This window comes from Leptospira fainei serovar Hurstbridge str. BUT 6, assembly GCF_000306235.2.
In the GTDB taxonomy this organism is placed as follows: Bacteria; Spirochaetota; Leptospiria; order Leptospirales; family Leptospiraceae; genus Leptospira_B; species Leptospira_B fainei.
In genome coordinates this window covers 456,100-480,426 of sequence record NZ_AKWZ02000002.1, presented here as the reverse complement: position 1 = coordinate 480,426, position 24,327 = coordinate 456,100, and the positions used below count along the sequence as shown (strand labels likewise).

Here is a 24,327-nt window from a genome sequence, read left to right as displayed (position 1 = left end):
CCCTTTTCGACACGCCTTACGATGCCTCAACTTTTACTCGTCGAATCTCCCACGAAAGTTCGGACTTTATCCTCCTACTTGGGTAGTGATTTTCAAATTCTAGCGACTTTCGGCCATCTTGTGGATCTACCGTCTGATAGATTAGGCGTCGATATCTCTCAAGATTTTTTACCGGAGTACGAACTCTTACCCGGCAAGAAAAAAGTTTTGGCTCAGATCTTGAAAGCGGCGAAGAGCGCCGATCGGATTTTAATCGCTACCGATCCGGATCGAGAAGGAGAATTTATCGGATCCATCTTGTCTGACAGAATCGGCAAGCGCGCGTTAGTCAAGAGAGTCAAATTCAGGGAGATCAGTAAAGCTGCGGTTTTGGAAGCGATATCGCATCCGATCGAGATCGATCACCGCATGGTGGAATCTCAAGTCACTCGGAGGATACTTGATCGACTGATCGGATACAAAATTAGCCCTTTTTTATGGAAGGGGATCGCCTCCGGGTTGTCAGCGGGAAGGGTTCAGTCCGTCGCTTTGAAATGGATTTGCGAGCGTGAGACTGAGATCAGGACGTTTCTTCCTGAAGACTCCTGGGAAGTAATTGCAACGGTTCATTTTTCGCCGGAGAAGGAAGATTTTATTTTATTTCGCCGGAAGAACGGAGCCTTTGAAACTGAACAAGAAGGCATCGCCGTTCTACGGAATCTCATAAAGCAAAATGCAAATTTAACGATTATTGATCGTTCCGAAAGAAAAGGAAAAACTCTACCGCCTGCACCCTTTACGACGGCAAGTCTTCAACAAGAAGCGTTCCGTTTTTTTAAATTTCCCGCATCTAAAACGTTGAAACTGGCACAATCTCTATACGAAGGGATCGATTTAGGACAAGGAAAGCGTCAAGGTTTAATTACCTATATGAGAACCGATTCGGTTCGAATCTCCGCGCAAGCCCGATTTGAACTCAAAAAGGAGGCAATACATTCCTTCGGCGCGGAATTCGTATCGGCGGAAGACTTTTCTTACAGGGAAAAAAAAGGGAAAGGAAAGACTCAAGACGCTCATGAAGCCATACGTCCCGTCGATCCCACTTTAACTCCTAAAGATATCCAAGATATTAATGAACGATCTTTGAATAAAGACGCAAAGAAATTATATGAATTGATTTGGAAACGATCTATTGCCTCTCAAATGAAACCGGAAACCTGGATTAGAATCCGGTTTCAGGCCGAAGCGGGCTCCGAAGCATGGATTGGAGAAACTAAACGGACTGAATTTCCGGGATACAGAGTCGTTTACGGAGATGTTCAGGAATTCCGACCGCCTTGGAAGGTCGGAGAAATACTATCTCCTACAAAATGGGAGATACAAAAAAGAACTACCGAACCTCCTCCTCGCTATTCCGAAGCGACTTTAGTTGCCAAGATGGAAAAGGAAGGAATTGGCCGACCCTCCACTTACGCGAATATATTAGAAACTCTTTATAAACGAAACTACGCGATTCGGGATAAGATCGGGATTTTAGCGACCAACCTCGGGGAAAAAGTGAATTCGTTCCTGCAAAAAGCGTTTCCGGATTTATTTCGAGACGGGTTTACGGCTGATATGGAGATGAAATTAGATCAAATTGCGGAAGGATCGGTTTCTCGATCTCTTTTACTGACCGATTTTTACTCGAAATTAGAGACGGTTCTGAAGAATGCCGATGTAAAATCCGCCTCCTCGGAATGGAAAAAAACATCCAAGGCCGTTCTCGGCTACGGCATCTGTCCGGTATGCGGGAAAGGACAAAGAATTCGAAAGAGATCCTCCAAAAAAAAGGAATACTTTATTTGTTCGAGGTTTCCTGAATGCGATTATGCGGAATATCTATGATTAAATTCTCTTAAGATCGATCGGCAATGGTTACCCAAGTTCCGTTTCGATTTTCCGCAAGCACTTTGCGATCGTAGAGATTCGTTAATCTTTCCGAGGTGAAAGCGTCGCCTATCATGCCGGAATACAAAATTTTGCCGGATTTTAATAGCGCCGCGTGCTCGTAAAACGGAGGAATTTCGTCCAACCGATGCGTAATATAGATTGAAGTGAAATTTCGGTTCTTCTTATAACCGTCCAAAAAATCGATGAACTCTTCTCTCGCCGTTAAATCCAATCCCGAGCAAGGCTCGTCTAGTATGACGAAATCCGGAGATGTCGACATCGCTCTCAAAAACAGTACTTTCTTTTTCTCACCGGATGAAAGAGTTCGGAATAGTTGTTTGCGTTTTGCTCCCATTCCATGTTCTTCTAAAATACGATCGGCTTCCTTTTCTTCCCAAGCATCCGGGTCTCGATAATATCCGATCGTATGGAAGAAACCGGTAAGAAGTACGTCGAATACGGTTAAGCTTCTTTGCAGAGCGCTTTCTTGTTGGGATGAATCTAAAATGCCGATTTTGTTCCTCAATTCTTGAATGGGAACTTCTCCGAATGCCTCTCCGAATAGTTCGATCCGTCCGGCTGTCGGCCAGTCCGTTCCATAGATCAAATTTACAAGAGTCGTTTTACCGGCGCCGTTTCTACCTAATAAAACCCAATGTTCATTAGCGTTGATTCTTAGATCGATTCCTTCTAAAATCGGCGTTCCGGAACGAAAGAAACGAATTCCTTTCAGATTTAAGAGTGATTGCTCAGTTTTCTTCATTCGCGATCTCGTAAGCCTTAGTCAATCTTTCGCAAGTCTCTTCGAACTTCTGTTTATCGTCCAGTTCGAACTTACGTAGGATATTAGAGTCGACGGCATAATAAGTGACTTTCCTTTCCACAAAGTCGCTCATCATATTTGCAAGATATACTGTTTCCACTAGGTCGGCGTAAATCGTTCCGTAAGCCATGAAAGGGCGGTGATGGAACTCTATCATATTGACGAGGTCCGGTGGAAAATCCCATTTTCGAGCTAACATTCCTCCGAGCGTGGGATGAGATATCCCGATCGAGATTTCTTCAAAAATCGTGGAATTGTTTAAGTCTCGATGTTTTTGGAAGGCGCTTAGTTTTCTGAATAGATTCGGATCAAGGGCAAGTAAGACAAACTTTCCTAAATCATGCAGCAAGGCTCCTGCAGCGGCTATATCCGCGAGCTTAACTAGGCCGGCTCTTTGCGAAACTTGTCGAGCTAAAAAGCTGGTTAAATTGGAATGATTCCAAACCTCTTGAAGCTTGGTATAACGACCTTCCATAATTTTTCGGACGCCTGAAACATAGAGAAGATTCCTTACGTTTTTGAGCCCTACGACTTTGACAGCTTGAACGATCGTATTTACTTTGTTTCGGCTAGCAAACCCTGCGGAGTTTGAAAGTTTCAGAAGATCGGCGCTGAGCGCGGGATTTCTTTCTATTTCGCTTGCAATCACTCCCATATCCGAGTCGGCGTTATTGCATAGGCTGATGATTTTCGTAAGCGTATTGGGTAAAGGAGGAAGGCCTTCGACTTCCGTGAAAATTCGATCTTTCAATTTCGTCGTTACTTCCAACGGAACGATCTGTTTCGGAATTACTAAAGTCGCACGCGTGATTTTTCCGTCGGATTCGATTTTGAACTTATCAATTCCAATTCCGGAATTTTTTAAAAGTAGTTGGATGAGTACGATTCCGAGCCCGGCGCTTTCCTGACTATCGGCCATGGTAAGAAACGCTTCCGATAAATCGTTGAATTTGCTGGCAGATTCCAGCCTAGCTTTAATTCGGTCGGATTCCTGAGGGAGAAGAGGGGAATCATTTTCTATCAGAAAAATCAGATTTTGATTCAGAATTTTAGCGCGCAGACGGACAGAAAAATTAGAACCCTTCAAGACCGGCTCTTGCTCGTCCCATTTGTGAATGATTTCCTCCTGAAATCGCTTCATTCCACGTTGGTATTGAGTTGTATCGGAAATATTCAATCCTTCCGACAAAAAGAAGATTCTCTTTGCATTGGCCTTATTGGCATTCATAAGAAGTTCTTTGAGAATCGTAGAAATTACTTCGGTAAGAAAAAGGCGGTCCAAATGTCCGAGAATTTGCAAAAGAAGCAAGTAAATCTGCTGGTGGTCTTCGTCTGAAATAAATCTATATTCGATATCAATTTCTTTCCCCGAGGAGAGCGAATCCGCATATTCTGAGACGTTTAACATTGACCTCAAATTTAGGTTAGAACCCCGCACTCGCAAGAAAAAAAATGCAATCGCCGGAATCCGATCCGGAACCGTTTGTCCGGGAGAGAGGATATACTTTTTCCCAGAGGAGGTCGAATGGAAATGGATCGAGGCCAGGAAAAAGACGGATCGAAACTTGTAGACGGCATATCTAACCAAGATCTCCAAGAGGAGCTTCAATACTTTCTCGAGAATCGATTGGATGGTCTTCTTGCGGAAGCGGAAAAGCTAAGAGCCGTGAAGGGAAGTAGACCTCCGAGAAATCGACAATTTCGTGCAAAGACACCGCATCCCGACAAAGACCAAAGAAATTTGCCTTTTTTGTGGCCTCTTCCTGATTGTCCAGGCGAGGACATCCAACTTTCAAAAGTTTCGGGGGAGGAGCTTTAATTCGTCCGAAAATTGACCGGTAGGTTGATTTTTTATGTTCTCATTAGGTAAATAAGGATGGACAGAGCCAAGGAAACAGGTAGGGTATAGATGAATGGATAGCAGCTTCTATTACGAAGACGCCCCCCAGGATGAACCGGAAAAACGCGATATTTTGGATATCATGGATTCCTACCGGTACATGAATTCTTCCTATTTCTTTGATTTTCTTTCAGACGGCCGTTGGGATCACGGGAAAGGCTGGGTTGAAAAGCATATCAACCGAGACCAATGGTCCACTCGCTTTGTTCCTGGGAGTATCGATCGATACCGAAAACCTCGGGATTCCTCTAAGCTTTAATTCTGACTCTCGAAAAGAAAGAAGCGGGAGTTTTCGCGCGAACTCAATAAAAAAGGACCTTTCGGTCCTTTTTTTATTTCCAACATCGCCTTCGGTCGCGATCAATTCACTAGCTTTATCCCGTTGATGTCTATAATTTTACGATAGACGAGCTTGTTCTTTTCCTTTTGGGGATTAAAGATCAAGACTGCCACTTTATTGAATGTAAAATAGCCGGGACGGTATTCGGTGTAGTGATGTGAAAAGATCGTAGTCTTGTATTTTGCATTATAGATCGTATAAGTATGTTTGCTTAACGACTCGTGACGCTGCTTTTGGAGGTCTTCCGGAGTTTGTGCCACAAAATTGCTGATCAATACCTTATCTTTCGTCGGACCGGCCTCGCCATAAAGGGTGATCGGCAATGCCGTTTGAGGATTATTGGTTAAGTAGTGGACGAGTTCGTTAAAGGAAGGATTTCCTAGTTTCGCTTTTTCTCCGCGAACCAATTTATCCTCGTATTTTTTCTTGATTTCATTATAACGTTGGTCTCCCCAAACGACTTTATTGTCCAACGGGGTCGGCATTAAATTGTGAAAGTTTACCACTTTTACGTCTTCTTCCACGTCGTAGGTGCGCCATTTTGGAAAAGGGACCAATTCGCGATGGTCGTCCACTTTGGCTGTAGAAGTTTCATTTAGAGCAAGAACATAAATGGAAAAGTTCGCAGGATCGAATTCTCTGTTTTCCAATTCGACCATCACGTCCACGAATTCTCCTTTTCCGTTATCCGAATGTCTTCGGAAAAAGGAAACTTCCTTGACGAGCAATCGATCGTCGTAATAGGCAAGAGGATAGAATTCCACTCCGGAACCGGAATTAGCTGCGGTCGGCTTCTCCGCGTTCTGCCCGGATGCGGCGGTACCTAAGATAAATAATACTAAGGCGAAGGAGAATTTTGCAACGGATTTCATGCGTGTACTGATCCCAATACGGTTCTTCAAATTAAATATCGACCAATAATCCCCGAAACTTAGCGGGAACTTCCGGTTTTTTTAGGAAAAACGCGACCGGCTTGACCTTCTCTTTAAATATTTTTCTATTATAAACCGGATTGGAAAATTCGTCCAGCGCGAATGTTGACTCGATTTAACGGTCTATGTCAGATCTTTTTGATATGATTCTTTTCGTCCACAAGGACGACTTTAGGTTGGTATCCTTTTGGAAGTTCTTTTTCTTCCAAAGAACCGTAAGAGATGATAATTACTTTATCGCCTTTCATACCTAGGCGTGCCGCAGCCCCGTTCAGGCAAATTTCTCCCGAACCGCGTTTGCCTTCTATGAGATATGTCTCGAATCTAGCGCCGTTATTAACGTTAACAACGGATACCTTTTCGTAGGGAAACATTCCGGCCGCATCCACCAAATCCATATCTACGGTTAAGCTTCCCTCGTAATTGAGGTCTGCGTCCGTAACCGTGGCGCGGTGTATTTTGCCTTTACAAACCGTTATAAGCATGCTTCCCGCCTTAACTACTCGCTAAAAAGTACCTTAAATATTTTGCCGGAGATATTCAAAAGCGTTTTTCTCTTAAAGAAATGGATTTTAGTATTCATCGTTTCTTTGTTGAATTTGATTTCCGAGAAGAGTGGAGTGATGACGTAATTTTCATAAAGATTAGGGTAAACTCGATTTTCGTCGTAAACCTTCCCTTTGAAATTCTCCAATACTTTCCTCAAAATCCGTTTTTCCTGGCGATTCAAATCGATTTCCTCCTCGTGAGCAGGATTGACCCAAATCAGCAAATAACCGGAAATCCCCGTTTCGGTCAATTTCGGTTGTACATCTATTAGACGGTTTTCTTTCAAATGAAGCAACGCTTGATTCAATTCCATTGCGTACGGAGAATCTTCCAAGTGAATGTATTTCTGCCCTGTGATGATTTTGGCGTATTTCTGGAAAAAAACTCCGTCCGCTAAATAAATTAATTTTGCCAGCTCCTGGCGATTGCGTCCGGACGGCGATCTTTGTAAGATAAAGGAGATGACTTCGAGTAGCTTTTCCATTGTAATGTTATCGTGGTACAGGCAATTTCCCTTAGGCGCCCGGTCCCCTATGAAAGATATATTCTCTTTCAGGAGAAGGCGAGGGCAAAAAGAAAGGAAAACATTCTATTTTTAGAACACCCTCCCACGATTACCGCCGGGATCAATTATAATATCGGTAACCTTCTTCAGAACCCGGAATTCCTATCTAAAAACGGGATCGCTCTCCATTATATCAAGCGTGGCGGGGATTTTACCGCCCATGAACCGGGACAAATCGTTGCTTATTTTCATATCGATCTGAAAGGGCGAGATCTGACGATTACCGATTTCTTAGATGCTGTGCTTTCTTCCGTCATAGAGTCCGTAAAAATAGTTTGGGATTTGGATCTGATTCGGCGTTCGGATTCGCCGGGGTTGTATCTTGCGACAAATCCTGAAAGGAAAATTCTTTCGATCGGAGTCCTATTCAAATCCTGGTTCACCAGTTATGGAATTGCTCTCAATGTATCTAATGATTTTTCCGCGTTTCGATGCATACATCCTTGCGGTGGGGATTGGAGAAACATGATATCCATAGCTAAACTGGGTTTGGACGCCGGCCTGGAAAAGCGAAGGCAGTGGATTTCAGAATTTCAAAGAATCACTCAAAAGAAGATCCTCCGGGAGAAAACCGTTTGCGGGTGATACACGGTCGGAATCGTATTTTGGGGATAAAGAATAGCGAGTGAACCCCTTTTTCTCCTTTAGAGAATCAGCCGTTACGACCGATTCTTAGGAAGAGAGGTTATCAGGTGCAGACTTTTAAATCCGTTCTATTCTTTATTTTTGCTCTCATCGTTTGCGAAGGAATTGCAATCGGTGCCTCCGCCTGGTCCTTTCTGGAATCCTCTTTGGCTTCCTTTAATCAGCTGAAAATTTCGTCGGACCATCGTGCGAGGGACACAGTCAGTTCCCTTTCCAAATCCACGGAAAGCAAATTGGAAGGCGATAAATTAGCGGATTTGAACTTTACTTTCGCGCGATTAGTTAAAGTAACTTCCGAAGATAAAGACGGATTTCGGATCAAAGAAATTTCTATCGTAAATGATTCCGGAGTCGTTCTGGCATCCTCAAACGAAGACTATGTAGAAGATCCCTTAAAAAAGAGAAAACCGGAAATCAAATTTCTATCTCCCACGTTCACGATTGCACACCGGCTTAGGAAATGGCAGGTGGGAACTCCAGTATTACTCGGAAAAAGAAATGTTCCTTCGGATCAGCCTGTGCTAAAAGCCGTGGCTCCTATTTTTCCGGAAATTCTTGAACCGGAAGTTTTATTGTCCATGGGCGTCTACCATCCTGAGAAATTGGAAAGAGTCGCTTCCTTGTTTATGACTTATGAGCGAGGAAATTTCGGGCAATTCGTCAGCACGCAAACGGATCTTTTTCTTTGGATAGCTCAGAACAATGCATGGATCGCTTTAATCTGCGCCCTAATACTCGGGTTAATGCATATTTTAATCAAAAGCGCCGGATCATCCGCGTTCGCACAGGCGAACACTTCTGCACCATCTGCCGCTCGAACCGTTTCGTCTCCTCCACTTTGGGAAAAAGTGGATTTCGCGCAAACGGAAGGTCCTGTTCGCTGGCAAGCCGGAAGTCAACCTACCGCTTCTCAACAATCTTTGTCGAGTACGCCTATGCCGGCTGCAGAAGTGCAGAGACATGTTCCCGCTAAAACGGATATTTTGGAAAAACCGATGCCGATTTCCAGTCCGGAGATTGTTGCACAACGTTTGGATAAACCGGAAATTCTAGACGCGATTTATTTAGGATAGATTTTCTTGGAACTCAAGACTTCTCGCTTTCAGAAAATTTTGAGGATCGTTCCGAAAGGGACACTGGATTCTCATTCTTCACCCGACCTGATTCGTTTTTTAAAATCGCGTTGGGAAGAGGGTGAACGTCTTTTCTTGATGATCTGTGACTCCGTTCAATACTTAGAAGAGGAAGGCATTTCGTCCTTATCCGAATTGCAGTCCTATCTACAAAAAAACGGCGGGAATATCGCTTTCATCGGCTGGAATGAGGAATGCAAACTGGTACTTGGTCTTTTTGGCTTAGCGACTTCCTTACCGATTTTTCCTACGGAACGAGCTGCGGAAGAATGGCTATCCTCGTTAAAAATCGAAGATCTACGTTCCAAGCGGAGTGTGTCGGAGGATTCCTTCGCATCATTGAGGCAAACAAAACCTCTGCAATTTTATTCCGCTCCGATCGAATCCGTTCTTGCAAAGAATGATGAAGCGGAACATATCCCGGAGATTCGGACGATTCCTATAGCTGAAACCGGGAAGACTGAGGCTATGGCAGATTCTCCCGGTCGAAGTCGAGAATCGATTTCTAGAAAGGATGATTTTGCTTCCGAAGAAAAATTGGAACAATCTCTGGAAAAAATCAAGGGCTCCATATCCGATAAAATCTTATATTGTGAAAGTTGCCATTCCCGTTTGCGAATTCGGCTTTCCGGAAGATACAAATGTCCTGCTTGCGGAATTGAGTTTGACGTGAACAGGTTGGGCGGAGTTCGCTACTTAGAACGGCTTGTAGTCCCGCCGGAAGTTTCCGGTTCAGCAGGTAACCTTGTCCAAAGCAGCCACCCGTAGCTTCGCTCTTTCTTTCTATACTTTACTTTCTCGAATCCTAGGTTTATTCAGAGACCATTTTATGGCTGTGTCGTTCGGGACCGGCATGATTGCCTCGGCATTTTCGGTAGCCTACCGATTGCCCAATATGTTCCGGAATCTTTTAGCCGAAGGAACTCTTTCACAGTCCTTTATGCCTCTTTATTCCGAAGCCGGGAAGGAGGGAGAGGAGGCGGCTCGGAAAATGAGCGGTGCGGTACTGGTCTTTTTGGCGCTGATTCTATTTGCCTTTGTCCTTTTGATATTTTCGATTTCCCCGATCGCCATTCCGTTGTTGGTAGGCGGTTCTAAAGAATATTCGACTCTTGTAATAGAGTTAACCTATATCCTTTTCTTTCTAATCGTTACAGCAAGCTTATCGTCGATCTTTATGGCTATTTCGAACGTTAAGAATAGATTTTTTGTCCCTTCTCTTTCTCCGATTATATTAAATTTAAGTTATCTAGTCGTGTTCCTTTGCGTCTTTCCTTTTTTAGAGTTGGATCTCTTGACGAAGGTTCGAATACTTTGCTTTGCCATCATATTCGGCGGAGTCATCCAGTTATTCGTTCAGGTTTGGTATGTATCTAAAAACGGAGAAGGCCCGATACTATCATGGAACTATAGGCATCCGGCTATAAAAAAGATTTTTAAACTGATGTTGCCTGCCGCTTTGGGTGGCGGTTTTTATCAACTCGGTTTGTTGGTGGATATTTTTCTCGCAAATATGGTTCAAAATGCGAATCCCGGTCTGGGGGCAGTGGTTAGTTTAGACTATTCTCAGAGATTGGTTCAACTTCCGACAGGAATCATCGGCGTTGCTTTAGCGACAACTACTTTGCCCGCATTGCTTTCCGCACTGAAGGAAGACCGACATTCGGAGGTACCGGGAGAAATGCTCGGGGTTTTAGGATTCGCTTCCTTTCTCACAATCCCGGCCGCATTGGGGATGGGTTTTCTAGCCGGGCCGATTCTGGATTCTATTTATTACGGAGGAAGATGGGATCATATTGCGACGGAAACCGCCACGATGCCTCTCATTTTATATTCGGTAGCAGTTCCGTTTTATAGTATGAATAAGGTGCTTATTTCCTCCTTTTATGCGTTTCAGGATACGAAAACTCCGTTGAAAGTTCAGGCTTTGTCTTTAGGGTTGAATTTAATTCTGAATCTTTCTTTGATTTACTATTTGAAACATTCCGCGATTGCATTATCTTCCGCGGTGACTTCGATTTCCACCTGGCTGTTCTTATCCAGAAGTCTTATGAAGCACGGAGTCGCATTCCCATGGGCAGGTTTTATTCGTAAGACGTTCAGCCTTTTGATCCCCTTAATTTTAATGAGCGCTATTCTCATTTTGTACAGATATTTCTTGCATAATTCTCTATTGTCAGTCCTGCAAGCGGAAGGCATCGGATACGCAAATTCTTCCCGAATTTCCGTTTTAATTGCAGTTCTCTTTTCCGGCGGAATTTTTCTCGGGACTAGTCTGCTGTTAGACATAGACGAGATCAGATTAATCGCTGGTAAATTTCGAAAGAAACGTTAGAGTTCGTTTCGGATTTTATCTCCGATGCGTATCGAAGTCAGGGTCAAGCCGAATTCCAAAAAGCCCTTCGTCAAAAAAGGGGAGGGCCAGGCTTGGATCGTTGCCGTTAGGGAACCGGCACTCGAGGGGAAAGCGAACGATGCAGTTCTCTTAGCGATTGCCGAAGAATTCGGGGTCTCTAAAAGGTGTGTTCGATTAGTTCACGGCGAGAAGAGCAAAAAAAAACTCATCGAAATCGTTGAAGATTAACATTTATGAACCTTTTTTTCAATTTTACCTTTCGATTCTGTTTTGTTTTTATTTCTTCCTATCTGTTTTCGGCGACAATTCTCGAAGCTCAACCTAAGGATTTTTTTGACGATCTAACTTCGGAACGGAAACCTATCTACGGGAGTGAAAAGGAGGAAAAGTATCCGGTTCGCGCGATCATCATGAAAGTGGAATCCTGGCAGGATCATTTTTCCTGGGATGTTCTCTTTGCCGTAAGCTATACCAACTATCCTCAATTTAAGGAATATACGGTTTATCCGTTTTATTATTATCTCAAAGATAAGAATTCCACATCTTATCGTTCTTGGTCCTTTCCATTCTATTTCAGCCAAAAAGTGGATCAAAGCCAAATTAAGGAGAGTTATAATTTTTCCCTTTTGCATTATTATTCTTATGAGCAGAATACGAATTATAAAAAGGAAACCTATAGATTTCCGTCGTTTCTTCCCTTAGCGGGCGCGGAGAACCAAGAGTTTGCGAATGGGGGGAAGAATTCCTTTCAATACGTGTTCCCGCTTTTGTTCTTTAGAAATACGACCGAGAATTCGAGTTGGACTCATTTTCTGATTTTTCATAAAGGAAAGGACCAAGACTCGGACTACGGAGCTTTCTTACCCTTATTGTACTGGGGCTCGGGAAAGTCGAAATCTCATTTAACTTTATTGCCCCTGTTTTCCTATAATTCCGAGAAAAACGGAGCGGAGGGGATGTTTTTATCCCCGTTCTACCTACGCACCTGGTCGGAAAATTCCCTTTCGGGGCAGTTCGAAAAAAAGGAAATAACAGGAATTCCTTTATTATTATCATTTAAAGTAACATCCGAACGGAATGGAGAAGTCCTTCAATCAAATTGGTTTACTCCTATTTTCTTTCGAGAGTATACTAAAGCATCGGGAACTCGAACGAATTTGCTTTATCTGAGCGGATGGAATCGAGATTTAAACGGTTCATTGAATGGAGCCTATCTTTTTCCTTTTCTATTTTACGAAAAAGATTCTTATTTCACAGCCTTTCCTTTCTATTTCTCCGGCACTTCTCGCCAAGGATCTTATTGGAATTTTTTAGGAATCGCGGGTCGGGGGGAATACGGGCCTGACAAATATTCTTATGCATTTCCTTTTTTCCTTACGACGGAATCGAATAATGAATCGTACTCGCTATTCGGTCCTGTGGAATTTTCCAAAAGCGGATCGACTTCGTCTTTTAGAATTTATCCGTTTTACTATTCGGGCAATTCTCCGGGAACCTCATACTGGAATGTTGCCGGGTTGTTCGGAAAAGGAGAAGATGGCCCTGATCGGTATGCCTATGCTTTTCCTTTTTTTCTTAAGACGAAATCGGCACAAAGTTCGTACGATCTATACGGACCTGTCGAAACGTCTAGTGCTGGACCGAATTCGACGTTTAGAATTTATCCGATATATTTTTCGGGAACGTCTCCCGCCGGTTCGTACTGGAATTTTCTAGGATTGGCAGGAAGAGGAAAAGCTGGGAACGACAAATATTCTTATTTGTTTCCCTTCTTTCTAGCCTCGGAGTCGGCGGCGGGTTCTTACGATTTGTACGGCCCCGTCGAGTTGGAAAGAAACGGTCTCGAATTCTCCTTTAGAATCTATCCGTTTTTTTATTCGGGCAAATCCCAAATAGGTTCCTATTGGAATTTTGCCGGGCTTTTCGGAAATTGGAAGGAAGGAGACGCCTCCTATTCCTATCTTTTTCCGCTCTTCTTTCGAAATAGAGATTCGAAGGGCTCATATTCTCTATTCGGTCCTTTGGAAATTAGAGATAGTCAAACGGAATCAAGCTTGAGGATCTACCCGATTTTCTTTTCCGGGAATTCCGATTCGGGTTCCTATTGGAATTTTCTCGGTTTAGGCGGCAGAGGTTTTGACGGCGCTGGGAATCAACGCTATGGATATGCTTTTCCTCTCTATTATCATAATAAGAACGTCTTTCGGGTCTTCATTCCTTTCTTTTTCCGATTCGGATACGAAGAGAACGACTACTCTTCTTTCGGTATTTTTCATTATGTTAAGCGATCACCGGAGTTGGACCGAACCTGGACTTTACTCTATTTTTCAAAGGATGATCGTGTTACTAAAGAAAGTTCCCGGTTTCTCTTGCCGATTTATTATTCTTGGGACACTCCTCGAAGTAAAGCCTCCATCTTTCTTCCATTCTATTTAAAATACGAAGAAGCGGATAAATCCCTGGATTTGAATATAGCCGGATTTTCTTCCTCAAAGTCCTTAAATACGTTGCATGGATCCGCGTCCGCCTCGATCGGAACGACCGACAAGGAATTGTATTTGGATACCGACTTCGCTTGGTTCTACAATTTAGTAAGAGTGTCTTATAGAGAATCAATCTCTAAGGATTCGATTTTGTGGTGGAAGAGAAAACAGGAAGTCTCGGTTCCTGAAACTAATAATACGGATTCGAACTTGCAAAACCGGCAACAAATTCCGGTCGTCCAAACTTCGGCCCAGAATCCGGAATCGAAGGAAGACGGACTTAGAAAATATAAAACCCTTTCCCGAGACACGTCTAAATCGTTTTTCGGATTCAGTACCTTATTCGGAATAGTAAGCTATGAGAGGGGAGATGATCGAAGGCATTTTCGGCTTTTGCCTCTTGCCTGGTATTCTTGGTCGGAGGAGACTAAAGACAAGGTTACGATTTGGCTTTTGCCTCCTATCTTCAAAAGTAAAATCGGGGATCAGGAGTATAACGTTTATTTTCCCTTTTACGCGAGACAGGATGATGCCGCCGATTTTCAAGAAGCCTGGATGATTTTCGGGTTTCAGAGAGGAAGGAAAGGGGATACAAGAGATTATTCGGTGCTCTGGCCCTTCTTTAGAGCCTACCATTCGCCCGATACGTGGGGCTTTCGCGCGTTTCCTCTGGTCGTTCACGATTCGTCCCCGAATCTGCAAAGGACCATAAGTATATTATACTATAGTAAAAAAGAAAGGAATCCGGAGGTCGAAACTTACGGCTTTCATTCGATTCTGTTACCCCTTATTCACACCGGAGAAACGAAGACTTCGTTATCTTCGGGAAATCAAGTGAGAGAAGGCTATCAGCTTTTTGCTCCCTTCTTTTACCGAAAATACGATTCGATCGAGGGGGGTGCAGGCGGAAATTATTCTTCTAAGGTTATAACCTTATTGTCTTACTATAGCTCATCGAGTGATATTTCGGGCGGTTCCGATACTAGTTTTCTCTTTCCTTTTTATTATTATAATCGCTCGAAGTCGCCCGGTGAACCGAGTGAAAGGATGACGAAGACCGATTTTGTAATTCCGCTCGGTCTTTATTATAAAAGGAATGGAGATTCGAGTCGATTTTTCTTCCTAGGCTATTATTCGGCTTCTGATCCCGGGGCCACGTATACGAACGTATTGGGATTTTTTTCCTCCTCCACCGTAAAAACCCAATTTACGACAGTTTCCAAGACCGATCTATTCCCGTTTTATTTTTCCGAGGTTGAAAGGGAGAAGGAGACGATCGTTCATAATAAAATCATGGTCCCGATTTTATTTAGATACGATTCAAAACCGGATTCGTACTCGTTGAATATTCTTTTGCTAGGAAATAGAATAAAATCGCCGTCGGAATCCTCCTTTGCATTGTATCCGTTTTATTCCGATAATGAAACGAATACTGCCGGAATAAAGAGCCGAACGATTTGGGGAGTTCCGTATTATTTTGAAAGAAACGATCAAGCTTCGGGATCGTGGGATTCTTTTTCGGTGAGTCCGATCGGCATTTTTTCAGCTACGGGAAAGGGAGGCGATTTACGAGAGGAAAGCACGGCTAATTTCTTTTTGCTACCTTTTCCGACATTGTATACTTCCACATCTGAAAAGGAATCCACCGCCTTTTGGTTCGGGTTCTATTATAACCGATTTGCTGCCAATGCCGATGCCGAATCCAAAGAATTCAGTTTTTTAAAATTAATTTCTTATAATACTTATAGAAATAAGAGCGAAAATTCTACGAGTGCTTCTATTTTTCCGTTAATCTCTTTCGCCGGGGAAGAATCGATTAGCGAAAAAGGAAAAAGGGATTCTACGAAGAATTATATGTTTCCTTTATTTTATTATAATCGAGAGTCTAAGCCGACCGGAAATTCCTTCCATTTCAATCTGGCGGTGATTTTCGATCTCGCCAGAGATTCCGAATCGGGTCGTTCGCGATTTATTTTCGGGCCTATCTATTCCATCAACGGTTCCAATTCGAATTCTTGGGGAATATTTCCGTTATTGCTTCGCAATCGCAAAGCTGATTCAAGTTTCTGGTTCGCATTAGGATCCTATTCGTACGTGGATAAGGAAAGCGATCGTTGGGGATTTGCGGGAATACTGGACGTGAATCGTGAATTGGCGCTTCAAAGAAGAAATGTAAACGTTTTCTTAGGATTATTCCACGGAGAATATGATGCAAATCGGACGCGTTGGGCGGTTCTAGGTAGATTGATCGCGGGGTATGAATCCCGCCAGGATTACTCGGATGCGAATTTCCTTTGGCTTCGTCTAAAGCGTTCGGAAAGCGAAAGTATCGCGAATTTCCTTCCCGCATATTATTACCATCGGGATGGAAGCGAGGTTTCTACTTATGTACCTCCAGTACTCGGATATTTTTCTTCGGGAAAAAACGGTCGATACGATATGGCGGGATTCGGTCTTCTTTATTATAGGAATGAATCGATTTCAACCGGTGAAGATACGATGGTCATAGGTCCCGGCTTATATTATTATCGAGCCAGACCGGAGAGAGGATATCGTTCGATGGGAATTTTGGCATTTCCCGGGATCGGGGGGCTACTTTGGGATTGGGAATACGAATTACAGACGGATTATAGTAAATATTCCATTCTACAAATCTTATATAGTAATACGACGAATGCGGGGAAGAATTACAGTAGAATTTTCGGGATTCGATTTTAGAAGTATTTAGAAAAAGAAAAGCCGGAGAATTTCTTCCCCGGCTTTTTCGATTTTTCGAAAGAATCGGTCGGCTTACATCATGCCGCCCATTCCTCCCATACCGCCCATTCCACCCATTGATGGAGCGCCGCCGCCGTCTTTCTCCGGTTTGTCGGTGATCGTAACTTCGGTAGTTAGGATCATAGAACCGATAGATGCAGCATTTTGCAGGGCAAAACGAACTACTTTCGCGGGATCAACGACTCCGGCTTGGAGTAAATCTTCCCAAACCATAGTTAGAGCGTTGAAGCCTTCATTTCCTTTTTTAGTCTTAGCTTGTTCAACGATGACCGATCCTTCCAAACCTGCGTTAGAAGTGATCATTCTGATCGGCTCTTCCAAAGCACGGAAGATGATTTTTGCGCCGGTCGCTTCGTCACCTTCAAGTTTGAGTAAGGCTACCGCTTCTTGAGCTTTCAGAAGAGTCAAACCGCCGCCTGGAACGATACCTTCTTCCACTGCTGCACGAGTAGCGGAAAGAGCGTCCTCGACGCGATGTTTCTTCTCTTTCATTTCTACTTCGGTAGCGGCACCTACGTGAATGACCGCAACCCCTCCGGCGAGTTTTGCGAGACGCTCTTGAAGTTTTTCGCGATCATACTCGGAAGTAGTGTCTTCGATTTGTTTTTTGATTTGTCCTACGCGACCTTGAATGTCTTTAGAAGCGCCCTGGCCTTCGATAATAGTGGTATTTTCCTTATCGACGATGACTTTTTTAGCGCGTCCAAGTTGCTGAACGGTAGCGTTTTCCAATTTCATTCCGAGGTCTTCGGAAATCACTTGTCCGCCGGTCAGGATGGCGATATCTTCCAGCATTGATTTACGGCGATCACCGAATCCAGGCGCTTTCACTGCAACGCAGGAAATCGTTTTACGGAGAGTATTCACCACGATCGTAGCAAGAGCTTCTCCTTCGACTTCTTCCGAAATGATTACAAGAGGACGTCCTGCTTGAGCTACTTTTTCCAGAACCGGAAGAAGGTCTCTCATTGACGCGATCTTTTTATCGTAAATAAGGATATAAGGATCGTTCAGAGTCGCAATCATCGCCTCGGGATCGGTCACCATGTACGGAGAAATATATCCGCGATCGAATTGCATACCTTCGACTACGTCTAGAGTCGTTTCGATGGATTTTGCTTCCTCTACGGTGATGACTCCGTCTTTGCCGACTTTGTCCATTGCATCTGCGATTAGATTTCCGATTTCCTTATCGTTGTTTGCGGAAATGGTAGCAACGTTAGCGATATCTTTCTTATTTTCGATTTTTACGGAACGCTTTTTGATGCTTTCGACGGCAGCAGCAACTGCTTTATCGATTCCGTGCTTGAGAGCCATCGGGTTTGCGCCTGCGGTTACGTTCTTCAATCCTTCGTTGATGATGGATTGTGCGAGAATCGTAGCAGTCGTAGTTCCGTCTCCGGCGACATCGTTGGTTTTGGTAGAAACTTCCTTAACCATTTGGGCGCCCATGTTCTCGATCGAATCTTCCAATTCGATTTCTTTCGCAACGGTAACACCGTCTTTCGTGATGGTTGGTGAGCCGAATTTTTTGTCGATGACTACGTTGCGGCCTTTCGGTCCGAGGGTCACTTTCACTGCATTCGCTAATTTATTGACTCCTTCTAGGAGTTTGCGTCTCGCTGTTTCGTCGTATTCGATAACTTTAGCCATTTTAATTTCCTCCTAAGGATTTACTTCTTCACGACTGCAAGAATATCGCTTTCACGAATGATAAGGTATTCTTTGCCTTCGGATTTAATCTCGGTTCCGGAGTACTTTCCATAAAGAACTACGTCTCCGGATTTAACTTCAAGAGGTACGAGCTTGCCGTCTTCGTAACGACCGCTTCCAACCTCGATTACTTTTCCTTCTTGGGGCTTTTCTTTCGCAGTGTCGGGAACGAAGATGCTACCGATTTTTTCTTCGGCTTCTTGTTTCGGTTCGACTAACACGCGGTCGCCTAGTGGTTTAATCGCCATAGACTTTTCTCCTTTGAGATTTAAAATAATTCCTTAGCACTTTGATTAATAGAGTGCTTGGCCTTCCTTTTAGGAAAAACTAGGATGCCGGAAAGCGTCAAGCACTTTCGGATAGAGAGTGCTAATTTTGGTCTTAAAAAGACCGTAAAGGCCTAAATTCCTAATCCTAACGGCTTTCTCTCATTGACTAAAATCAGGATTTTCCGGCGAAATTGAACGAACCAGTCGTCCGAATATTTGGTTTTTATGTCTTATTTTGACTTTTGAGTCGTTCTTTTTTAAATAGAAATCCGCTAAAGAAATGAGGAAACAAGCCTTATCTTTCGGAAAAATCGAATTATCGAAAAAGATGCAAATCAAAAATCGATCGATCGGAAGTGGAAAAACTTAATTGGAGCCATTTACGATTCGTCCTGTCTGGAATCAGGAATCGGATAGGTCTATCTTGCAAAGAAATTCCTGGATAACCGTAAATCTATTAGAATCCCAACTTTGAACTTTTTAGAATACGTTAAGAACAATCGCTTCGTCATTCTGTTTCAATCGTAAATTCCTATCGAAAGAATCAGGAAACTTCCGAGCCTTTGAGTGAGCTGAGGATCCGAACGGGACAGTCTTGGCATATCCTCGGATTCTGCTCGGAAGTAGCTTAATTTAGAGTCGCACATAGAATACGCTGATTCTTTAGATTCGATCATTTTCCAATTACCTTTCTATAACGTATGATATATATTGTAAATTCGAGATCGATTTAAGGTTGCGAAAAGATCTAAACAAGAGTATTATACGAACTGGAGTATTTCATGTCTCAAGAAACTAACTATACGACGCTCGGAGAATTTTGGCCGTTCTATTTGAGAGAGCATTCCAATAAATTGAATCGCATTTTGCACTTTATCGGTACCTCGATCGCTCTAGGCTGGATAATATCCGCGGTAGTGTTTTTAAATCCTTGGTATTTATTCGGAGCGTTATTTAGCGGTTATTTATTTGCGTGGATCGGACATTTCTTTATTGAGAAGAATCGTCCGGCTACATTTACGTATCCCGTAAAATCCTTTTTAAGTGATTGGCGTATGTTCTTCTACACCATTACCGGCCAATTGGGGAAGGAATTACAAAAGGCCGGAGTGAAGTAGGTACCTTCGAAAGTTCCATCTTTCGGAATCTGCGAAGCCTTTCACTCCCAGCGCCGCCTATTCTTCTTGGCGGCGCCTTTGTTTCTTTTAAGTCAGCCGCATTCCTTGCTTGTTTACCTATCTTCCGTTAGTTGAATTTGTGGGAACTCCCGCACAAACTTTCAGGAATAAATAGATTGTAAAAAGATCAATTTTGTGAAATATGGTTTTCTCCGTGCGGGTACCACCGACCGGCCCCCGGAGCCTGTTGAAAAAGGGATGCAATTTTAGGGAACTTGCTAGATTTACGGAATGGCAAAGTTCAAGAATACGGATCCGAATCAGCTTAGAATGTACGTTTTAGACTTCAAGGAATTGTTCGGGGAAGAACATCCGATTCACGGTTTTAAGAAAGTCATTGATCGGTTAGATTTCGAAGATTTCGAAAAGAATTACCAGAATGATGAGACTGGAAGACCTGCAATTTCACCGAAGAAAGTTATTTCGGCTCTTTTTTATTCCATTTTAATCGGCAATATCTCGATGCGGGAACTCTGTAGGTTATCCAAACTCAGAGCTGAATTGATCTATCTTCTGGATGGAGAAGAGCTGGATCATAGTTTTATCTCAAAGTTCAGAAAGACTCACAGAACTGAAATCGAAGATCTATTTTCTCAAACGGTATTTCTCGGTTACGAAAGCGGTTATATAGATTTTGAAACCGTTTCCATAGATGGCACTAAGATAAAGGCGAATGCGAATCCCGATGATATAGGGGACCTGGAAAAATTCGAGCTTAGACTTGAACAAATCGAAAAGGTAAGTAAGGTCAAATTTCAAGAATGGGAAAAGTCTGCCGATATGGATCGTTCTCAAATTCGAGACAAAAGAAAAGAATTAGAACTAAAGGCGGAAAAGCTTCAGGACGCGGTAAAATTCCTAAAAAAGCACAAAGACCGTCGTAGAGTCCATCTCTATGAGAGAGATTGCGATCTACAGAAAAAAGGAAACGTATTCCTGGTAGGTTACAATGCTCAAGCGGCGGTCGATTGCAAATCCAACATGATCATTTCTCACAGTGTGGAAACGGAACAATCCGATACTAAGTTTGCGGAGAAAATGATTCGAAAAGTCGAATCTTGCTACGAATTCTTAAGATTGGAAAAACAAGATTTAAATAGAATTCAATATGTCTTAGATGCCGGTTATGCAAGCGAAAGTAATTTCCAGAGATTAAAAGACTTCGATCTTTATTGTCCCGATCAAAAAGTAACAAGGTTATTCCAAGCAGGGAAGATCCCAAAAGTTACCGATTTCTCCAAACGAAGGCCTCCGTTCATCAAATTTATCTATGAAAAGAAAGCCAACAACTTCGTCTGTCCATCGGGCAGAACACTTAAATTCCGATCCGAAAAGTATCTTCATGGACAATACAGTTATTCGGATTACAGATCGACGGGTTGCAACGGCTGTAAGTTGAAACATTTCTGCACAAAAGGTCGATCTAAACCCATTTTGGTGAATTCTAATAACTTGAGAAGAAACTACATTCATTTAAGTCCAAGTAAAAACTACCATCCGAGCGAGCTGAATAATTTCTACACGATGGAAATGCGCAAAAAGTTACAAAACCCGAAATCGAGAAAGATTTATGCCAAACGGTTTTCTTCGATTGAAGGCGTCTTTGGTGCAATGAAAGGATCTCGTGCAGGAAATAGATTCATGACAAAAGGATTGGAAAAAGTTTCTCTTGAATGGTCCGAAAGATGCTCCGCTCACAACATAGGAAAAATTTGCGGATTTCGGTATATTTAAACGATCTGCTACGGCAGTCCCTTCTTCTTTTTGCCATTCGCTTTAAAGAGGAAGAAGAATTTTCAGACAAACCAGGCCTCTTTTTCAACAGGCCCCCCGCCCAAGACGGGTGGGGATTTTCAATATCGAACCACCTGAAAAGTAAGTCATGGAAACGCAAAAATTACTTTTGGAATTCCGGTTCCAAAAGAGTCCTGGCCGAAATTCAATTTTTTAAGAGGAATCGAACGTAGAGCAATGGATAAAGAATTAAATATAAATTGGGCGCCCACCACAGAAGCGAAACATCTCCACGGATAACCCAAAACGAAATGGCCTGGACCCCGGACGCGATCGTGAACCCTAAGGATAGGATCGCAAGATTTTTCCAAGCTGAAATTCGTTTATTAAATAAGTATAAACTTCCTAATCCTGTAAACGAGATGAAAAGATCCAAGGGTAGGAAGGACCAATTCCATGCGTTTAAAATCGGATCGTTATAATCTTTAAATAAAAATTCGTCAGGGATGATTTTTATAGAGGTGATTCCCCAATATAAAATAAATCCTATATCCGTAACGAGGAAGAACTCGTTAAGCCCTTTAGGTTTCCGGAACTGAATTTCGTCGGGGGACGACATCCATCATATTCCTACGGCGATGACGGTGACCATTTTTTCTTTTCCCTTCACTTGAACTGGAGGAAGCGTTTCCCCGTTAAAATTCGCTCCTGCGAGTCTCCAAGTTTCCTCCGACACCAAGAATTCTTTCCCAAAATTCTTGGTTAACGATTCGATTCGTGAGGCGGTATTCACGGCGTCTCCGATAACCGTAAATTCGGCTCTTTGGCTTGTTTCTATATTTCCCGAAAATACTTCACCCGTATGAATTCCGATACCAATGCTGACCGGCGGATGCCCGTTTGCCATTCGTTTAACATTAAAATCGCCCAAACGTTCTAACATTCGTTTCCCGCAACTAAGAGCCTTGATTGCATCCGCAGCCGGATCATCGGAAGGATATGGGGTTCCGAACGTCGCCATCACTGCATCTCCTATGTATTTGTCTAAGGTACCTCCGAATTCAAAAACGCATTCCGTTAATGTCTCGCGGATAGATGAAAGAAATTTACCAAGCTCTACGGGATCCATATTTTCCGAAAGAGCCGTGAAGTTTCGGATATCGGTAAATAAAATAGTAGCGGTTTGTCTCCTACCTGTGAGTACTGCAGGATTAGCCATCATCTCCGTAACCATTCCTGGCGAAAAATAGCGGGAAAGCAAACTTCTCTGAGCTTCCGCCTCTCCAATCCTTCGAATCATAATCAGCGTTCTTAATATCCCAAAACAAAAGAAAAACGCTAGGATTAGATACACTAATGGACGACCGGCGAAAGCATCTGCCAGTAGGAAATTCGGTCCCATTACATAATCTTTCCAGTCGGTTGCGTAAGTGATTTTACCGGCGTACTCCGCATAAGCGAAAAGGCCGAAATAGAACGTATAATAGAGTATAACGCTTAGGAGAACCAAGCGTAAACGAAATTGTACGAGAGAAAACGCCAAGGGAAAAAAGAAGAAACTTTGAATCGGATTCTTTAAAGCGAAACCTAAATTCTCCGGACTCGTCAAGAATGTGTATGAAATCAATACGCCGGATATAATCGCAAAATCTGACACAAGGGCAATGTATGAGTAAACGGAAATCGCCCAACGAGGGCAGGTTCGAATGATGACACTATGCCCGACGGTTATGACGGCAAATAGACTGATACCGATACCGTTAATCCAAGAGTTACCCGTGTGCAAATTCGCCAAGAGTTGAAATGCAAAGAATACGAGTAAAATATATCTAAACCCGTTGGATACGTACGCCCCGATTTTTTCCTCATTTTCGACCACCTTTCTCGAGGAATCGTCCATCTTACTTCGGTCAGTCGTTTCAAGGATTTTACAAAGGAATTTAGGTAGATAATCTGGATACGGCATGATCGGAGCATAAAGATATGCAACGAAGACATCAATTCTTTATCGAGTTTCTCGGTGAAAGAATCTGAAGAAAGAAATTGGCCTGCTTCGTTTTTGGAAGAAGAAAAAAGACACTTGAGAGATTTTGCCGGGTCTAACCGGTTTTTGAAATGATGTAAATGTCTGGACGATAAAGACTCCGACGGAGCATCTTCTTATACATCGGGGTGGAATATGAAAAATCGAATCGCGGTCGTTGCAGGCGGAACCGGCTTGGTCGGAAGCCAATTAGTAAGAGAGCTTTTGCTTGATGCCGATTGGGACAAGGTTTACATGATAGTTCGTAGACCTTTATCTTGGTCTCATCCGAAGCTGGAGCCGATACTTGTGGATTGGAATCATTTTCCCGATCTTCCGAAAGGTGTTACCGATGCATTTTCCGCTTTGGGTACGACCATTAAACAAGCTGGATCTCGAGAGGATTTTCGAAAGGTGGACTTTGATTATGCGATTACTTTTGCTAAGGCCGCTAAATCGATAGGTGCAAAGGGATTTTCCTTAGTTAGCGCCTTAGGAGCCGATCCGGAATCAATCGTATTTTATAATAAAGTAAAAGGCGAATTGGAACGGGAAATTTCTCGATTAGGATTCGAATATCTGGGCATTTTCAGACCTTCTCTTTTGGAAGGCGATCGAAAGGAATTCAGAATAGGCGAGAAGATAGGCGCGATACTCGCTATATTCTTAAATCCGATTTTGATCGGACCGTTAAAAAAATACCGTTCTATTGAGGGAACGGTGGTCGCTAAAGCGATGTTAAACGTCGCCTGGGCTGATCTAAGAGGCAATATTATAATCGATTCCGATAAAATTCAAGAGTTAGGTTCCTCTAACGTTCGGGCTAAAATATCCGAAATATTGAAAAAAGAAATTTAGACCTTACAGTCGGAAACACGAACTGGACTTATATCAATTCCCGGAGATTATATTTTAGGAGATTGCCGTCCAAAATGAATCTTCCATCGTGCTCCTTGCTCAATGTTTCCCGCCGAATGTAACTCGATAATTTCCGC

General features: G+C 43.0%; 22 protein-coding genes. 12 read left to right on the top strand and 10 right to left on the bottom strand.

Features of this window, described 5'->3' with window-relative positions; genetic code table 11:
* Nucleotides 1-21 precede the first annotated feature (21 nt).
* Nucleotides 22-1,866 (top strand): type I DNA topoisomerase, encoded by a 1,845-nt coding sequence (gene topA / locus LEP1GSC058_RS03635; protein WP_016548180.1) that lies wholly within the window; start codon nucleotides 22-24, stop codon nucleotides 1,864-1,866.
* Between the two features lie 10 nt (nucleotides 1,867-1,876).
* Here the strand turns inward: topA and LEP1GSC058_RS03630 are convergent, their stop codons facing one another.
* Both LEP1GSC058_RS03630 and LEP1GSC058_RS03625 read right to left on the bottom strand, forming a co-directional pair.
* Nucleotides 1,877-2,674 (bottom strand): ABC transporter ATP-binding protein, encoded by a 798-nt coding sequence (locus LEP1GSC058_RS03630; RefSeq protein ID WP_016548256.1) that lies wholly within the window; start codon nucleotides 2,672-2,674, stop codon nucleotides 1,877-1,879.
* Complete coding sequence (locus LEP1GSC058_RS03625) at nucleotides 2,661-4,142, bottom strand: HDOD domain-containing protein (protein WP_016547804.1); 1,482 nt, start codon at nucleotides 4,140-4,142, stop codon at nucleotides 2,661-2,663. The genes LEP1GSC058_RS03630 and LEP1GSC058_RS03625 overlap by 14 nt, the downstream gene beginning before the upstream one ends.
* Before the next feature lie 117 nt (nucleotides 4,143-4,259).
* Between LEP1GSC058_RS03625 and LEP1GSC058_RS03620 the strand changes: the two genes are divergently transcribed.
* Nucleotides 4,260-4,553, top strand: a complete 294-nt coding sequence (locus LEP1GSC058_RS03620; RefSeq protein WP_016547878.1) for a hypothetical protein — start codon at nucleotides 4,260-4,262, stop codon at nucleotides 4,551-4,553.
* 94 nt (nucleotides 4,554-4,647) lie between these two features.
* Nucleotides 4,648-4,893 (top strand): hypothetical protein, encoded by a 246-nt coding sequence (locus tag LEP1GSC058_RS03615; protein WP_010569410.1) that lies wholly within the window; start codon nucleotides 4,648-4,650, stop codon nucleotides 4,891-4,893.
* Between the two features lie 101 nt (nucleotides 4,894-4,994).
* Here the strand turns inward: LEP1GSC058_RS03615 and LEP1GSC058_RS03610 are convergent, their stop codons facing one another.
* The 3 genes from LEP1GSC058_RS03610 to LEP1GSC058_RS03600 form a co-directional block, all read right to left on the bottom strand.
* A complete protein-coding gene (locus LEP1GSC058_RS03610) occupies nucleotides 4,995-5,846 on the bottom strand; it encodes a hypothetical protein (RefSeq protein ID WP_016548030.1) in 852 nt (283 codons plus the stop codon).
* Nucleotides 5,847-6,034: 188 nt separating this feature from the next.
* Entirely contained in the window at nucleotides 6,035-6,391 is a 357-nt protein-coding gene (panD, locus tag LEP1GSC058_RS03605) for an aspartate 1-decarboxylase (protein ID WP_010569412.1), read from the bottom strand.
* A 14-nt stretch (nucleotides 6,392-6,405) separates the two neighbouring features.
* Nucleotides 6,406-6,939: a type II toxin-antitoxin system antitoxin SocA domain-containing protein gene (locus LEP1GSC058_RS03600; protein WP_016548182.1), complete on the bottom strand. Its 534-nt coding sequence runs from the start codon at nucleotides 6,937-6,939 to the stop codon at nucleotides 6,406-6,408.
* 12 nt (nucleotides 6,940-6,951) lie between these two features.
* Between LEP1GSC058_RS03600 and lipB the strand changes: the two genes are divergently transcribed.
* The 6 genes from lipB (at nucleotide 6,952) to LEP1GSC058_RS03570 (ending at nucleotide 16,355) form a co-directional block, all read left to right on the top strand.
* Nucleotides 6,952-7,605, top strand: coding sequence for a lipoyl(octanoyl) transferase LipB (lipB, locus tag LEP1GSC058_RS03595; RefSeq protein ID WP_016547827.1), 654 nt, complete (start codon nucleotides 6,952-6,954; stop codon nucleotides 7,603-7,605).
* A 107-nt stretch (nucleotides 7,606-7,712) separates the two neighbouring features.
* Nucleotides 7,713-8,738, top strand: a complete 1,026-nt coding sequence (locus LEP1GSC058_RS03590; protein WP_016547978.1) for an LIC_12071 family protein — start codon at nucleotides 7,713-7,715, stop codon at nucleotides 8,736-8,738.
* 6 nt (nucleotides 8,739-8,744) lie between these two features.
* The gene (locus tag LEP1GSC058_RS03585; protein WP_016548197.1) at nucleotides 8,745-9,566 is read left to right on the top strand and encodes an STAS domain-containing protein; all 822 of its coding nucleotides are present in this window, start codon (nucleotides 8,745-8,747) and stop codon (nucleotides 9,564-9,566) included.
* The gene (murJ, locus tag LEP1GSC058_RS03580; protein WP_016547886.1) at nucleotides 9,544-11,133 is read left to right on the top strand and encodes a murein biosynthesis integral membrane protein MurJ; all 1,590 of its coding nucleotides are present in this window, start codon (nucleotides 9,544-9,546) and stop codon (nucleotides 11,131-11,133) included. The genes LEP1GSC058_RS03585 and murJ overlap by 23 nt, the downstream gene beginning before the upstream one ends.
* Nucleotides 11,134-11,157: 24 nt before the next feature.
* Nucleotides 11,158-11,382: a DUF167 domain-containing protein gene (locus tag LEP1GSC058_RS03575; RefSeq protein ID WP_016548088.1), complete on the top strand. Its 225-nt coding sequence runs from the start codon at nucleotides 11,158-11,160 to the stop codon at nucleotides 11,380-11,382.
* Between the two features lie 5 nt (nucleotides 11,383-11,387).
* Nucleotides 11,388-16,355: an LA_1737 family protein gene (locus LEP1GSC058_RS03570; RefSeq protein WP_016548136.1), complete on the top strand. Its 4,968-nt coding sequence runs from the start codon at nucleotides 11,388-11,390 to the stop codon at nucleotides 16,353-16,355.
* Nucleotides 16,356-16,427: 72 nt separating this feature from the next.
* Here the strand turns inward: LEP1GSC058_RS03570 and groL are convergent, their stop codons facing one another.
* The 3 genes from groL to LEP1GSC058_RS20260 form a co-directional block, all read right to left on the bottom strand.
* Nucleotides 16,428-18,068, bottom strand: a complete 1,641-nt coding sequence (groL, locus tag LEP1GSC058_RS03565; protein WP_016548075.1) for a chaperonin GroEL — start codon at nucleotides 18,066-18,068, stop codon at nucleotides 16,428-16,430.
* 20 nt (nucleotides 18,069-18,088) lie between these two features.
* Nucleotides 18,089-18,376 (bottom strand): co-chaperone GroES, encoded by a 288-nt coding sequence (gene groES / locus LEP1GSC058_RS03560; RefSeq protein WP_010418648.1) that lies wholly within the window; start codon nucleotides 18,374-18,376, stop codon nucleotides 18,089-18,091.
* A 539-nt stretch (nucleotides 18,377-18,915) separates the two neighbouring features.
* On the bottom strand, nucleotides 18,916-19,074 hold the full coding sequence (locus LEP1GSC058_RS20260; RefSeq protein ID WP_198014374.1) for a hypothetical protein: 159 nt from the start codon (nucleotides 19,072-19,074) through the stop codon (nucleotides 18,916-18,918).
* Between the two features lie 105 nt (nucleotides 19,075-19,179).
* Between LEP1GSC058_RS20260 and LEP1GSC058_RS03550 the strand changes: the two genes are divergently transcribed.
* Together LEP1GSC058_RS03550 and LEP1GSC058_RS03545 are read left to right on the top strand one after the other, a co-directional pair.
* A complete protein-coding gene (locus LEP1GSC058_RS03550; RefSeq protein WP_016547801.1) occupies nucleotides 19,180-19,515 on the top strand; it encodes a DUF962 domain-containing protein in 336 nt (111 codons plus the stop codon).
* Between the two features lie 291 nt (nucleotides 19,516-19,806).
* Nucleotides 19,807-21,309 (top strand): transposase, encoded by a 1,503-nt coding sequence (locus LEP1GSC058_RS03545; protein ID WP_016548074.1) that lies wholly within the window; start codon nucleotides 19,807-19,809, stop codon nucleotides 21,307-21,309.
* A 205-nt stretch (nucleotides 21,310-21,514) separates the two neighbouring features.
* Here the strand turns inward: LEP1GSC058_RS03545 and LEP1GSC058_RS03535 are convergent, their stop codons facing one another.
* Both LEP1GSC058_RS03535 and LEP1GSC058_RS03530 read right to left on the bottom strand, forming a co-directional pair.
* Nucleotides 21,515-21,928 carry a DUF5360 family protein gene (locus LEP1GSC058_RS03535; RefSeq protein ID WP_016548202.1) on the bottom strand — a complete coding sequence of 138 codons (414 nt, stop codon included), beginning with the start codon at nucleotides 21,926-21,928 and terminating at the stop codon, nucleotides 21,515-21,517.
* 3 nt (nucleotides 21,929-21,931) lie between these two features.
* Complete coding sequence (locus LEP1GSC058_RS03530; protein ID WP_016548176.1) at nucleotides 21,932-23,209, bottom strand: adenylate/guanylate cyclase domain-containing protein; 1,278 nt, start codon at nucleotides 23,207-23,209, stop codon at nucleotides 21,932-21,934.
* Nucleotides 23,210-23,488: 279 nt separating this feature from the next.
* On the opposite strand from LEP1GSC058_RS03530, the gene LEP1GSC058_RS03525 reads away from it, so the two are divergent.
* Nucleotides 23,489-24,190 (top strand): oxidoreductase, encoded by a 702-nt coding sequence (locus LEP1GSC058_RS03525; RefSeq protein ID WP_016547903.1) that lies wholly within the window; start codon nucleotides 23,489-23,491, stop codon nucleotides 24,188-24,190.
* The last annotated feature ends 137 nt before the right edge of the window (nucleotides 24,191-24,327 follow it).

Excerpts from the sequence above, each read along its gene's own strand:
- topA (WP_016548180.1), top strand. The coding sequence starts at position 22 with ATGCCTCAACTTTTACTCGTCGAATCTCCCACGAAAGTTCGGACTTTA.
- LEP1GSC058_RS03630 (WP_016548256.1), bottom strand. The coding sequence starts at position 2,674 with ATGAAGAAAACTGAGCAATCACTCTTAAATCTGAAAGGAATTCGTTTC.
- LEP1GSC058_RS03625 (WP_016547804.1), bottom strand. The coding sequence starts at position 4,142 with ATGTTAAACGTCTCAGAATATGCGGATTCGCTCTCCTCGGGGAAAGAA.
- LEP1GSC058_RS03620 (WP_016547878.1), top strand. The coding sequence starts at position 4,260 with ATGGAAATGGATCGAGGCCAGGAAAAAGACGGATCGAAACTTGTAGAC.
- LEP1GSC058_RS03615 (WP_010569410.1), top strand. The coding sequence starts at position 4,648 with ATGGATAGCAGCTTCTATTACGAAGACGCCCCCCAGGATGAACCGGAA.
- LEP1GSC058_RS03610 (WP_016548030.1), bottom strand. The coding sequence starts at position 5,846 with ATGAAATCCGTTGCAAAATTCTCCTTCGCCTTAGTATTATTTATCTTA.
- panD (WP_010569412.1), bottom strand. The coding sequence starts at position 6,391 with ATGCTTATAACGGTTTGTAAAGGCAAAATACACCGCGCCACGGTTACG.
- LEP1GSC058_RS03600 (WP_016548182.1), bottom strand. The coding sequence starts at position 6,939 with ATGGAAAAGCTACTCGAAGTCATCTCCTTTATCTTACAAAGATCGCCG.
- LEP1GSC058_RS03575 (WP_016548088.1), top strand. The coding sequence starts at position 11,158 with ATGCGTATCGAAGTCAGGGTCAAGCCGAATTCCAAAAAGCCCTTCGTC.
- LEP1GSC058_RS03570 (WP_016548136.1), top strand. The coding sequence starts at position 11,388 with ATGAACCTTTTTTTCAATTTTACCTTTCGATTCTGTTTTGTTTTTATT.
- groL (WP_016548075.1), bottom strand. The coding sequence starts at position 18,068 with ATGGCTAAAGTTATCGAATACGACGAAACAGCGAGACGCAAACTCCTA.
- groES (WP_010418648.1), bottom strand. The coding sequence starts at position 18,376 with ATGGCGATTAAACCACTAGGCGACCGCGTGTTAGTCGAACCGAAACAA.
- LEP1GSC058_RS20260 (WP_198014374.1), bottom strand. The coding sequence starts at position 19,074 with ATGATCGAATCTAAAGAATCAGCGTATTCTATGTGCGACTCTAAATTA.
- LEP1GSC058_RS03550 (WP_016547801.1), top strand. The coding sequence starts at position 19,180 with ATGTCTCAAGAAACTAACTATACGACGCTCGGAGAATTTTGGCCGTTC.
- LEP1GSC058_RS03545 (WP_016548074.1), top strand. The coding sequence starts at position 19,807 with ATGGCAAAGTTCAAGAATACGGATCCGAATCAGCTTAGAATGTACGTT.
- LEP1GSC058_RS03535 (WP_016548202.1), bottom strand. The coding sequence starts at position 21,928 with ATGTCGTCCCCCGACGAAATTCAGTTCCGGAAACCTAAAGGGCTTAAC.
- LEP1GSC058_RS03530 (WP_016548176.1), bottom strand. The coding sequence starts at position 23,209 with ATGGACGATTCCTCGAGAAAGGTGGTCGAAAATGAGGAAAAAATCGGG.
- LEP1GSC058_RS03525 (WP_016547903.1), top strand. The coding sequence starts at position 23,489 with ATGAAAAATCGAATCGCGGTCGTTGCAGGCGGAACCGGCTTGGTCGGA.